Origin of the sequence: Pseudomonas sp. Pse35, assembly GCF_024519715.1 — a bacterium.
GTDB classification, from domain to species: Bacteria; Pseudomonadota; Gammaproteobacteria; order Pseudomonadales; family Pseudomonadaceae; genus Aquipseudomonas; species Aquipseudomonas paracarnis.
The window spans coordinates 248582-260669 of the sequence record NZ_JALJRP010000006.1; the positions used below are offsets into that span (position 1 = coordinate 248582).

Sequence of the window (12088 nt, forward strand, 5' to 3'; positions counted from 1 at the left end):
GCGTGGGAGCTGGCTTGCCTGCGATGAGGCCGGTCTGGGCACTCTCGATTTCAAGGAAGAACACTTATGGGCAACCCCTTGCTCAACATCGGCATGGACTCCAACCGCTCCCAATTCATGGCGCGCCAGCGCATTGAGAGCCAGATCAACCTGCCGCGGCTGTTCGCCGTCATTGACGCCGACCCCAGCATCGTCGGCGCTGGCGTGGTGTACATCGACGCCGACTTCAACGTGATCACCCTGCGCGAATTCAAACCCATCTGCAGCATCAAACCCAAGCGCGTCATTTTGCGCGAGGCGCAGAAGTACATCTCGCCGGCGCAGTTTGTCGAGCAGGTGAAGACCGACCCCCGTGAAGGGCGCCTCCAGAAGGAGGCCTTTGACATGGGGCTTTCCTGTGGGGCGGCGGTGATCGGCTGGATCGTGGTGTTCAGTGGCAGCGTCGCCGTACCGTTCACCGCCGGTGCCAGTGCTTTTGTGGTGGGTATCGGTGTCACGGCGGCGCTGGCCAGCAGCGCTCAGTGCGGGTTTGGCGTGGCCCGGACCTATAACGAGATCCTTGACCCAGATGCCAACGACCGCATGGACGACGCCCAGTGGTATGGCGCGGTGTCACCGATTCTCGATGCCGCGTCGTTGGTCGGGATCGGAACGGGAGCTTTCACCACATTAAGGCTGCTCAAGGCCAAAAAAGCCGCTGCGTTGGGCAAGAGCTGGTATGAATTGCTCAAGGGCTTGAATCGCCAGGAGCGCAAGAAGTTGACCCAGGAATTGCTCAGTCTCAAAGACCCAAGCCTGACCCCCAAGTTGCTCAAGTTGCAGCAGCGCGCCGGCACGTTGCCCAAGCGCTACAGCTCCACGGAAATTCGTCATGCCACGCTCACCCAGCTCAAGGACGCCTTGGGCGGCATGTTGGGTATCTGGGGCAGCTATCGAACCGGTCACGTTGGCTCGGCGTCGACGCTTGCCATTGGCCTGTATGAGGAACTGACGGAATGAAGGGGTTTCCCGATAGGCGCAGTTTCCTTGCGCGTTATTTTCCGGTGTTCATGGGCACCATCTTCATGGCGATTTTCTCTGGTTCGGTGGCTGTCTCCACGGCGGGCGTAACCTATTTGCGCGGGGTTGAACCGGCGCTCAAGGCCAACTACTCCGGGGCTGCAATACTGGTGCTGGTAGCGGTACTGGTGTTTGGTAATGTGATGATTGCACGCGGGTACCCCTGGGCGACCCGGCTGGTGGCGGGCTATCTGGTGTGTTGCCTGCTGTTCGTTTTGCCGATGATTCAATACGGCCTCAATACCCTGGTGTACGGCTCGGCGGTGCTGTTTCCGCTGCTGGGCTTGCTGCTGCTCAACAGTAAGCGCCATCGTGAAATGCGCCAGCGACTACTCGAAATACGTCACCTGCGTCGGGCGGAGATTGCGCAACGCAAGGCCCGTTGATTAGGTAGGTTTATTGGCGGTAGGTGGCCTGTTTGTTAGGGTGGCGCCCATCAGATTGCTATCGCAGGCAAGCCAGCTCCCACAGGGGAATGCATTTCAAGTGTGGGCGCTGGCTTGCCTGCGATGAGGCCGGTCTGGGCACTTTCAATTTCAAGGAAGAACACTTATGGGCAGCTCCTTGTTCAACATCGGCATGGATTCCAACCGCTCTCAATTTATGGCGCGCCAGCGTATCGAGAGCCTGATCAACCTGCCACGGCTGTTCGCCGCCGTCGATGCAGACCCCGCCATTGTCGGTGCAGGTGTTGTGTATATCGATGCCGATTTCAACGTTGTCACCCTGCGCGAATTTCAGCCCATCTGCAGCATCGCACCCAAGCGTTTGATCCTGCGTGAGGCGCAGAAGTACATCGCGCCAACGCAATTCGCTCAGCAGGTGCAAGACAATCCGCGTGAGTCCCGCTTGGTGGGCGAAGCGGTCAATACCACGCTATCGTGTGCCGGCGCGGTTATCGGTTGGATCGTGGTGCTCAGTGGTTCCGTCGCAGTTCCGTTTTCGGCGGGGGCCAGTTCGGTGGTCGTGGCGCTCGGCTATACGGCCGCGGCAGCCAGTTCTGTGCAGTGCTTTGCCAGCGGCTATCGCACCGTCAATGAGATCCGCAACCCCGCGCGCAATGATCAGCTCGACAGTGAGGAGTGGTACCAATACACCATGATTGCCCTGGATGCGGCGTCGTTGGTTGGGGTGGGTTCATCGGCATTGGCAACGGTCAAGCTGGTGCGGCTGAATAAGGCCTCTACCGGGAAAAGTGTGAGAGAGGTGCTCAGGGGCCTGAATCGACAGGAGCGCGCCAAGTTGACCAAAGAGCTGCTGAGCATCAACGACCCACGCTTGACGTCCAAGATGATCAAGTTAAAGCAGTTGTCGGGCGATTTGCCTAAGCGGTTCACGCCCACCGAGGTCAAGCATGCAACGGTCACGCAGATCAAGGACGCGTTGGGCGCAGCCATCGGTTTTACCGGTAGTGCGGTGTCAGGGAACGTACGCACAATTGCCATAGGTCTGTATGAGGAGGCCGAACAATGAACGAGCTGCCTAGCATTCGCAGTTTTCTGTCGACGTATTTCCCCGTCTTTATGGGGGCGATATTCGTCTGCATTTTCACCCTCGTGTTTGCGGTTCCGGTGTTCTTCGATAGCTATATGCCAAGCCTGTCCATGGCAGATAATGCCAAATACTCCTTCCTGGCGGGTATCGCACTCACGCTAGTCATTGTGCACTGCAATTTCATGATCGCACGCGGGCGTCCCCAATGGATTTGGCCGCTAGTGTTGCTGCTGGGGGTATGCTTTCTGGGTGTATTGCCAACACTCAATGATCAACCGAACGGGGTGGTATATGCCTTGAGCCTGGTGTTTCCATTAATTGGGCTATTGCTGTTCAACAGCAAACGCCACCGTGAAATGCGCCAGAAACTGGTCGAAGTCCGCTGCCTGCGCCAGGCCATGATTGCCCAACACAAACACCATTGATTGGGTAGATTCACCACCTGCCCTCAGCCCGGCGCTACAAATGTGTGCAGCGCCTGCACCATAGCCACAACGTTGGCGCCGTTTTGGTGCTGTACTGCACCGGGCCTGACGTTTTAGTGCAATGACTGCTGCTGTGGCATAAGTCTTGCGCGCGTTGTGCTTATGCCCTGGCTCGCAGGAGGCCGCCGTGTCGATTCATGTCGCGTTGCACCACGTTACGCATTACCGCTACGACCGTGCTGTCGAACTCGGCCCACAGATCGTTCGGCTACGCCCGGCAGCCCATAGCCGTACGCGAATACTGTCCTACGCGCTGAAGGTGTTGCCCGAGCAGCATTTCATCAACTGGCAGCAAGACCCCCAGGGCAATTATCTGGCGCGCCTGGTGTTCCCGGAAAAGACTGACGAGTTGCGCATTGAGGTCGACCTGGTCGCCGAGATGGCGGTGTTCAATCCGTTCGATTTTTTCCTCGAGCCCTACGCCGAAAAAATCCCGTTCAGCTACGCCGCCGATGAGCAGCGCGAGCTGGCGCCGTACTTGGAAACCCTGCCGCTGACGCCAAGGTTTGCCGCTTACCTGGCCGGTATCGATCGCACGCCGCTGCCTGCTGTGGATTTCCTGGTCGGCCTCAACCAGCGCCTGGCCGCCGATATCGGTTACCTGATTCGCATGGAGCCGGGTGTGCAAACCCCGGAATTTACCCTGGAAAACGCGTCCGGCTCCTGCCGCGACTCGGCCTGGTTGTTGGTGCAATTGCTGCGCAACCTCGGGTTGGCGGCTCGATTTGTCTCTGGTTACCTGATACAGCTCACCGCTGACGTCAAAGCCCTCGACGGCCCGTCCGGTACCGAGGTGGACTTCACCGACCTGCACGCCTGGTGCGAAGTGTATCTGCCCGGCGCTGGCTGGATTGGCCTGGATGCCACGTCCGGGTTGTTCGCCGGTGAAGGGCATATCCCCTTGGCCTGCAGCCCCGATCCATCGTCTGCCGCGCCCATCAGTGGGTTGGTTGAGCCGTGCGAATGCGAGTTCACCCATGAGATGTCGGTGGAGCGCATCTGGGAAGCGCCACGGGTGACCAAGCCCTACACCGAAGAACAATGGTTGGCGATCCAGGCCCTGGGCCGGCAGATCGACGGCGACCTGCTCAAGGACGACGTACGCCTGACCATGGGCGGCGAGCCGACCTTCGTCTCTATCGACGACCCAGACGGCGCCGAATGGAACACCGCAGCCCTGGGCCCGGACAAGCGACGCCTGTCGGCCGAGCTGTTCCAGCGCCTGCGCCAGCACTATGCGCCCAAGGGCCTGGTGCATTTCGGCCAAGGCAAGTGGTACCCCGGGGAGCAACTGCCGCGCTGGTCGCTCAATTGCTACTGGCGCCGCGACGGCGTGCCGATCTGGCACAACAGCGCACTGATCGCCGATGAGCAAGAAGACTACGGCGCCGATGGGGTGATGGCCGGGCGTTTCCTGGCCAGCGTCGCCGAGCGCCTGAAACTGCCGGCGCGCTTTGTGTTCCCGGCGTTCGAGGACAATTTCTACTACCTGTGGCGCGAAGGGGCGCTGCCCCAGAACGTCACCGCCCAGGACCCCCGCCTGAGCGACGACCTGGAGCGTGAGCGCCTGCGCAAAGTGTTCAGCCAGGGCCTGGATAAAGTCATCGGCCAGGTGCTGCCGCTGGCACGTACTGCGGCCAATGACCGCTGGCAGAGTGGGCGTTGGTACCTGCGCGACAACCATTGCCGGTTGGTGCCGGGTGATTCGCCGCTGGGTTACCGGCTGCCCTTGGCTTCCCAGCCCTGGGTGACGGCGGCTGAGTATCCGTTCATACACCCCACCGACCCGAACCAGGACCAGCCCGAGCTTCCCACTGCGGCGCAATTGCGCAGCCATGGCGAGCCGGCCCCGGACGACGAGCGTGTGCCCAAGGTCGACGAGTCCGCCGACTGGCTGACCCGTACCGCGCTGTGCGCCGAAGCACGAGAAGGCCGCCTGTACCTGTTTATGCCGCCGCTGGAGCGCATCGAGGATTACCTGGAGCTGGTGACTGCCATTGAGGCCACCGCCGAAGAGCTGCATTGCCCGGTACTGCTGGAGGGCTACGAGCCGCCAGCGGATACGCGCCTGAGCAATTTCCGGGTCACGCCAGATCCCGGTGTCATCGAGGTCAACGTACAGCCGTCCGCCACCTGGGACGAGTTGGTAGAACGCACCGAATTCCTCTACGAAGAGGCCCGGCAAACCCGCCTGACCACCGAGAAGTTCATGATCGATGGGCGCCATACCGGCACCGGTGGCGGTAACCACTTCGTACTGGGCGGTGCGACGCCCAAGGATTCGCCCTTCCTGCGCCGACCGGACCTGCTGCGCAGCCTGATCAGCTACTGGCATAACCACCCGTCGTTGTCCTATTTGTTCTCCGGCCTGTTTATCGGCCCCACCTCCCAGGCGCCCAGGGTGGATGAGGCGCGCAACGATGCGCTGTATGAACTGGAAATCGCCTTCGCGCAGATGCCGGCACAGGGCGAGGACTGCCCGCCATGGTTGGTGGATCGCCTGTTGCGCAACCTGCTGATCGACGTGACGGGTAATACCCATCGCGCCGAATTCTGTATCGACAAACTTTACTCACCCGACGGCGCCACTGGCCGCCTGGGGCTGCTGGAACTGCGCGCCTTTGAAATGCCCCCCCATGCGCGCATGAGCCTGACCCAGCAGTTGTTGCTGCGGGCGCTGGTCGCGCGGTTCTGGCGCGAGCCCTATGCGCCGCCGAAGCTGGCGCGCTGGGGCACTGAACTGCATGACCGTTTCCTGTTGCCGCACTTTATCGAGCAGGACTTTGCCGACGTGATCGTCGAGCTGAACGCGGCCGGCTACCCGCTGCGTGCCGAATGGTTCGCGGCGCATCTGGAGTTTCGTTTCCCCAAGGTGGGCGACTACGCCGTCAGCGGTATCGAACTGGAACTGCGCCAGGCCTTGGAACCCTGGCACGTGCTGGGCGAGGAGGGCGCAGTGGGTGGCACGGTGCGGTATGTGGATTCGTCCCTGGAGCGCCTGCAAGTGAAGTTGAGCGGGTTGCCACCGCAACGCTACCTGCTGACCTGCAATGGCGTGCCGGTGCCGCTGCAACCAACCGGCCGCGTCGGCGAGTTCGTGGCGGGCGTGCGTTACCGCGCCTGGCAACCGGCCAACTGCTTGCAACCGACCATCCCCGTGCATGCGCCGCTGGTATTTGACCTGCTCGACACTTGGATGCAGCGTTCGTTGGGTGGCTGCCAATACCATGTGGCGCACCCGGGCGGGCGCAATTACGACAGCCTGCCGGTGAATGCCAATGAGGCGGAGAGCCGGCGCATGGCGCGTTTTTTCCGCTTGGGGCATAGCCCGGGCAAGCTGCCAGTGCCGACTGTAACGGTAAACGATGAGTTGCCAATGACCCTGGATTTGCGGCGTTTCACAAAAAATAAGGAATGAACATGATCCTAGTGTGGGAGGGCTTTTGTGGCGAGGGAGCTTGCTCCCGCTGGGGTGCGAAGCGCCCCCAATAGCAGGCGACTGCTGCGCAGTCGAGCGGGAGCAAGCTCCCTCGCCACAACAAGCCAGCCCCCCACATTGGATCGTAGTGAATTTGAGTTAACCTGACTTCCCTTGCCTCTGCCGAGCGTTCCATGTCCGACTTGCTCGACCGTTACCCGCTCACCGCGGGCACCTATCACGAACTGCTGGACGCCAGCGGCGCGGTGCGTGCCCATTGGCGACGCTTGTTCGATCACCTGCAACGCAGCACGCCCGCACAACTGGCCCAGCGCCAGGCGTTGTTGACGCGTCAGATCCAGGAAAACGGCGTCACCTATAACGTCTACGCCGACCCCAAGGGCGCCGACCGCCCCTGGGAACTGGACCTGCTGCCTCATGTGCTGGCGGCCGAGGAGTGGCAGCAACTGTCGGCCGGCATCGCCCAGCGTGCGCGCCTGCTCAATGCGGTGCTGGCCGACCTGTATGGCCCGCAGCGCCTGATCAAGGAAGGCTTGCTGCCGGCCGAACTGGTGTTCGGGCATAACAATTTTCTGTGGCCGTGCCAGGGCATCCAGCCGCCCGACGGTGCGTTCCTGCATCTGTACGCGGTCGACCTGGCGCGCACGCCGGACGGCCGCTGGTGGGTCACCGCCGACCGTACCCAAGCCCCATCGGGCGCCGGCTACGCCCTGGAAAACCGCACCATCGTGTCCCGCGCCTTCCCGGACCTGTACCGGGATATGCAGGTGCAGCACCTCACCGGTTTCTTTCGCACGCTGCAGGAAACCCTGGCGCGTCAGGCCCCTGGCGATGACCAGCCGCCGCTGATCGTGCTGCTCACGCCGGGGCGTTTCAACGAAAGCTATTTCGAACACCTGTACCTGGCGCGCCAGCTCGGGTACCCCTTGGTAGAGGGCGGCGACCTCACCGTGCGCGACAGCACCGTGTTCCTGAAAACCCTTAGCGGCCTGCGCCGGGTGCACGCGATCATGCGTCGCCTTGATGATGATTTCTGCGACCCGCTGGAGCTGCGCACCGACTCCGCGCTCGGCGTGCCGGGCCTGCTCGACGCCGTACGCCAAGGCAATGTGCTGGTGGCCAATGCCTTGGGCAGCGGCGTGCTGGAGTCCCCGGGGTTGCTGGGCTTTTTGCCCAAGATCAACGAGTTTTTGTTCGGTGAAGCCTTGATCCTGCCGTCGATTGCCACCTGGTGGTGCGGCGAAGCGCCGGTGCTTGCCGAAGCCCTGGAAAAACTCCCGGAGCTGCTGATCAAGCCGGCATTTCCCTCACAAAGTTTCGCCCCGGTGTTTGGTCGCGACCTTGACGACGAACAGCGCCAGGCCCTGGCTGAACGCATGCGTGCGCGGCCCTATGCCTATGTCGCCCAAGAGCTGGCGCAACTGTCTCAGGCGCCGGTATGGCACACCGTGGATGACCACCTGCAACACCGTGCCATTGGTATGCGTGTCTACGCCGTGGCCAGTGAAGACGGTTATCGGGTACTGCCCGGTGGCCTGACTCGCGTGGCGGCCGACGCCGATGCCGAGGTGGTGTCGATGCAGCGCGGCGGGGCGAGCAAGGACACCTGGGTACTCGGCGAACGCGTGCCGGGTGGCGAGCAGTGGCGCGCCCAACGCACCATTGGCGCCTATGACCTGGTGCGCCGCGATCCCTATCTGCCCTCGCGCGTGGTGGAAAACCTGTTCTGGTTCGGTCGTTACTGCGAGCGCTGCGACGACAGTGCGCGCTGGCTGCGCATTGTGCTGGCGCGGTATGTCGACGGCGACGATCCGCTGGCGTTGCAGGCCGCCGTCGAACTGGGCGAAAGCCTGCGCCTGTTGCCTGAGGAGGGCGAGCTGCCTGAGCGCCTGCTCGCCGCTTTGCTGGGTGATGACTGGCCTTCAAGTCTGCGCGCCAACCTGCAGCGCCTGCAGTGGGCGGCATCCCAGGTGCGCGGCAAGTTGTCCAGGGAAAACTGGCAAGCCCTGGTGGAGCTGCAACGCGAAGCCATGGAACTGGAAAGCGACACTGCAGACTTTGGCGAGCTGCTCGACTTTCTCAACCGCCTGGTGATGTCCCTGGCGGCACTGTCCGGTTTTGCCCTGGACGACATGACCCGCGATGAAGGCTGGCGCTTTTTGATGATGGGCCGGCGTATCGAGCGTTTGCAGTTTCTGAGCAGCAGCCTTGCGGCGTTCCTGCGCGGTGTGGCGGTGTTCGATCAGGCCGGGCTGGAATGGTTGCTGGAGCTGGGCAACAGCAGTATCACCTACCGCTCGCGCTACCTGGCGGTGCCGCAGTTGATCCCGGTGCTCGACCTGCTGCTGCTCGACGAGCAGAACCCCCATGCGGTGCTGTTCCAGCTCAAGTTGGTGAGCCGCACCCTGCGCCGTCTCAATGATGATTTTGGCGTGCCCCGTGAAACCGGGCTGGTGCCTTTGGTCGAGTGCCTGGCGCGTTTTGACCTGGGCTGCCTGGAGAACGGCCTGTTTGGCGAAACCAGCGTGCGTGCCGCGCTGGACGGCCTGGCCGACCTGTTGCAAGCGGTGGCCGATGAAAGCGGGCAAGTGTCGGATCGCCTGGCGCTGCGCCATTTTGCCCACGTGGATGATGTCAGCCAGCAAACGGTGTCGGTGTAATGAGCGCGCGCTACCAGATTTTCCACGATACCCATTACCACTATGACAGCCCGGTGTCCCTGGCCCAGCAACTGGCGCACCTCTGGCCAAGGCCGTGCGCCTGGCAGAAGTGCACCTGGCAGCAGTTGGATATCAGCCCGGAACCCACCTCGCGCCGCGACGAACTGGACGTATTCGGCAACCCGATCACTCGCCTGGCGTTCGAACGGCCCCATGATGAATTGCTGGTGAACGCCGGGCTCACCGTGGAAGTGCTGGCGCGACCCGCTCTGGACTTCCAGCGGTCGCCGCCCTGGGACCACACCCGCGACAGCCTGACTTACAGCAGCCAGGCATTGAGCGCCGAACTGATCGAAGCCTGTCGTTATCGCTTCGAGTCGCCCTATGTCCATCTGAAGAAAACTTTCGTCGAGTTCTCCGAAAGCTGCTTCCCGCCCGGCGAGCCTTTACTGCTGGGCACGCAGGCATTGATGGAGAAGATCTTCAGCGAATTTACCTTCGATGCCGAAGCCACCCAGGTCGCCACGCCGCTGGTTGAAGTGCTGGAGCGCCGTCGCGGCGTGTGCCAGGACTTCGCTCACCTGATGCTTGCCTGCCTGCGTTCGCGGGGCCTGGCGGCGCGCTATATCAGCGGCTACCTGCTGACCCAGCCACCGCCCGGCCAGCCACGGCTGATTGGCGCGGATGCTTCCCATGCGTGGGTTTCGGTGTTTTGCCCGGTATCAGGCTGGGTGGATTTTGACCCGACCAACAATGTGCAGCCGGCGCTGGAGCACATCACCCTGGCCTGGGGCCGGGACTTTTCTGATGTGTCGCCATTGCGGGGGGTGATTCTGGGGGGAGGCAGCCATGACCCGGAGGTGCGGGTGACGGTGATGCCGCTGGAATGAAAAACGATCATTCCCACGCTCTGCGTGGGAATGCCTGCTGTGACGCTCTGCGTCACCCTTGCGCTGGCTTCAAGCCTGGTGCGGGACGCGGAGCGTCCGGGGCTGCATTCCCACGCGGAGCGTGGGAACGATCATTCAGCTGGGTCTTTCGGGGTTTCGGTCTCGTCAGTTGCCGCTTCACCTTCGGCATCCGGGTTCAGCGCGCCGGCTTCTTCCTCTGCAGCGGCTTTCTTGCGTTGCAGCTTTTCCTCTTTCTTCTGTTCCTTGGCCAAGTCTCTCTGACGTTTGGCGAAGGAGTAATTAGGTTTGGCCATGGGCGATCCTCTAGGGTCGAAGGTGAGGGTGGGCGGCGCGCAGCTGCCTCGGGTCGTCATGGTAGCAGCTTCAGGGGGCCCTTTGCTTTCACTTACCGCAGGCGTAGGCAGCCAGAAGGCCGTTGAACAGGTGATTGAGGTGCATGGCATGAACTCCCGTGGGTGATGGGCCGATCATAATCAGGGTGCGGCAGTTTGGCTGGTTGATTGTGTTGATGAAGCTGATAGCCTAAAGTTGTATACAATCTGTTGATTCAGATCATAAGAACTCAAGCCTGATTGAGGCACCCTTACCGCAATCCGCGTTTTTAAAACCCTGCCTTGGAGATTCACATGTTTGCCAAACTCGTTGCTGTTTCCCTGCTGACTCTGGCGAGCGGCCAGTTGCTTGCTGCAGAGTGCAAGGTCACTGTCGACTCCACCGACCAAATGTCGTTCAACACCAAAGCGATTGAAATCGACAAGAGCTGCAAGCAGTTCACCGTTGAGCTGACTCACTCGGGTAACCTGCCCAAGAACGTGATGGGCCATAACTGGGTGCTGACTACCGAAGCCAATATGCAACCGGTGGCAACCGACGGCATGGCTGCGGGGATCGACAAGGATTACCTGAAAGCCGGTGATGAGCGCATCATCGCCCACACCAAAATCATCGGTGCTGGCGAGAAAGACTCGGTGACCTTCGACGTCTCCAAGCTGAAGGCCGATGAGAAATACAGCTTCTTCTGCTCGTTCCCAGGCCACATCTCGATGATGAAAGGTGCTGTGGTTCTGAAGTAAGACCGCGTTATCGTTCATCGCAGACAAGCCAGCTCCCACATTCGACCGCATTCCCATGTTGGAATCCGGTCAAGTGTGGGAGCTGGCTTGCCTGCGATGGCGATGTGACAATCAATGCAAAACGATCAGGTTCACCTCAAGGCGCAAACGGCATCACCCGCTTGTGCTCAGTCTTGCGATAGGTCTCGCAGATAATCCTGAACGCCTCCTCACGCACCGGCTCACCCTGCAGGAACGCATCAATCTCGGCATAGGTCACGCCATGTGACGCCTCGTCCGGCTTGCCCGGCGACAGGTCTTCCAGGTCGGCGGTCGGTACCTTCTCCACCAGCGATTCCGGCGCGCCAAAGTGACGGGCAATGGCCCGCACCTGATGCTTCACCAGCCCGCTCAACGGTGCCAGATCGCACGCGCCATCACCGAACTTGGTGTAGAAGCCCATCACCGCTTCCGCCGCATGGTCGGTGCCGATCACCAGCCCACCGGCCGCGCCGGCGATGGTGTACTGCGCCACCATACGCATGCGCGCCTTGGTGTTGCCCAGCACGAAGTCACGGGACGCCGCGGCCTTGCCTTCAAATGCGGCCACTTCATTGGCCAGGGCTTTAACCGCCGGGCCGATGTTCACGGTGTGACGTTCATCCGGCTCGATAAAGTCCACCGAGGCCTGGGCGTCGTGCTCGTCGAACTGGGTTTCGTAGGGCAGGCGCACGGCGATAAAGCGGTACGCCTCATCGCCGGTGCTGGCGCGCAGTTCCTGCACCGCACGTTGGGCCAACAGGCCTGCGGTCAGGGAGTCGACACCACCACTGATGCCGAGCACCAGGGTCTTGAGCCCGGAATTGCGCAGGCAGTCCTGGATAAAGGCCACGCGCCGGGCAACCTCGGCTTCGAGTGCGGCCTGGTCCTTGAACGGGGCTTGCACCTTGAGCTGTTGTGCAATCTCACGCTGTACGGCTTGCATGAT

10 protein-coding genes are annotated in these 12088 nt (G+C 61.6%); 8 read left to right on the forward strand and 2 right to left on the reverse strand.

Going from position 1 to position 12088, the window contains the following annotated elements; all coding sequences use genetic code 11:
- Nucleotides 1-66 precede the first annotated feature (66 nt).
- From OC445_RS08260 to OC445_RS08290, 7 genes are all read left to right on the forward strand, one after another.
- A complete protein-coding gene (locus tag OC445_RS08260) occupies nt 67-999 on the forward strand; it encodes a hypothetical protein (protein WP_014716676.1) in 933 nt (310 codons plus the stop codon).
- Entirely contained in the window at nt 996-1445 is a 450-nt protein-coding gene (locus OC445_RS08265; RefSeq protein ID WP_038448649.1) for a hypothetical protein, read from the forward strand. The genes OC445_RS08260 and OC445_RS08265 overlap by 4 nt, the downstream gene beginning before the upstream one ends.
- Before the next feature lie 166 nt (nt 1446-1611).
- Nucleotides 1612-2532 carry an NAD synthetase gene (locus tag OC445_RS08270; RefSeq protein WP_198791506.1) on the forward strand — a complete coding sequence of 307 codons (921 nt, stop codon included), beginning with the start codon at nt 1612-1614 and terminating at the stop codon, nt 2530-2532.
- Nucleotides 2529-2978, forward strand: coding sequence for a hypothetical protein (locus OC445_RS08275; RefSeq protein WP_034125658.1), 450 nt, complete (start codon nt 2529-2531; stop codon nt 2976-2978). The genes OC445_RS08270 and OC445_RS08275 overlap by 4 nt, the downstream gene beginning before the upstream one ends.
- Before the next feature lie 187 nt (nt 2979-3165).
- Nucleotides 3166-6456: a DUF2126 domain-containing protein gene (locus tag OC445_RS08280; RefSeq protein WP_057975444.1), complete on the forward strand. Its 3291-nt coding sequence runs from the start codon at nt 3166-3168 to the stop codon at nt 6454-6456.
- A 194-nt stretch (nt 6457-6650) separates the two neighbouring features.
- Nucleotides 6651-9137, forward strand: a complete 2487-nt coding sequence (locus tag OC445_RS08285; RefSeq protein ID WP_054896365.1) for a circularly permuted type 2 ATP-grasp protein — start codon at nt 6651-6653, stop codon at nt 9135-9137.
- Entirely contained in the window at nt 9137-10027 is an 891-nt protein-coding gene (locus OC445_RS08290; protein ID WP_020301622.1) for a transglutaminase N-terminal domain-containing protein, read from the forward strand. Before OC445_RS08285 ends, OC445_RS08290 begins: the two co-directional genes overlap by 1 nt.
- Nucleotides 10028-10158: 131 nt before the next feature.
- Here OC445_RS08290 and OC445_RS08295 read toward each other — a convergent pair whose 3' ends face one another.
- Nucleotides 10159-10341 carry a hypothetical protein gene (locus tag OC445_RS08295; RefSeq protein WP_014716683.1) on the reverse strand — a complete coding sequence of 61 codons (183 nt, stop codon included), beginning with the start codon at nt 10339-10341 and terminating at the stop codon, nt 10159-10161.
- A gap of 333 nt (nt 10342-10674) precedes the next feature.
- On the opposite strand from OC445_RS08295, the gene azu reads away from it, so the two are divergent.
- On the forward strand, nt 10675-11121 hold the full coding sequence (azu, locus tag OC445_RS08300) for an azurin (RefSeq protein ID WP_014716684.1): 447 nt from the start codon (nt 10675-10677) through the stop codon (nt 11119-11121).
- Nucleotides 11122-11257: 136 nt separating this feature from the next.
- Here azu and nadE read toward each other — a convergent pair whose 3' ends face one another.
- Nucleotides 11258-12085 (reverse strand): ammonia-dependent NAD(+) synthetase, encoded by an 828-nt coding sequence (gene nadE, locus OC445_RS08305; RefSeq protein ID WP_014716685.1) that lies wholly within the window; start codon nt 12083-12085, stop codon nt 11258-11260.
- Between the last annotated feature and the right edge of the window lie 3 nt (nt 12086-12088).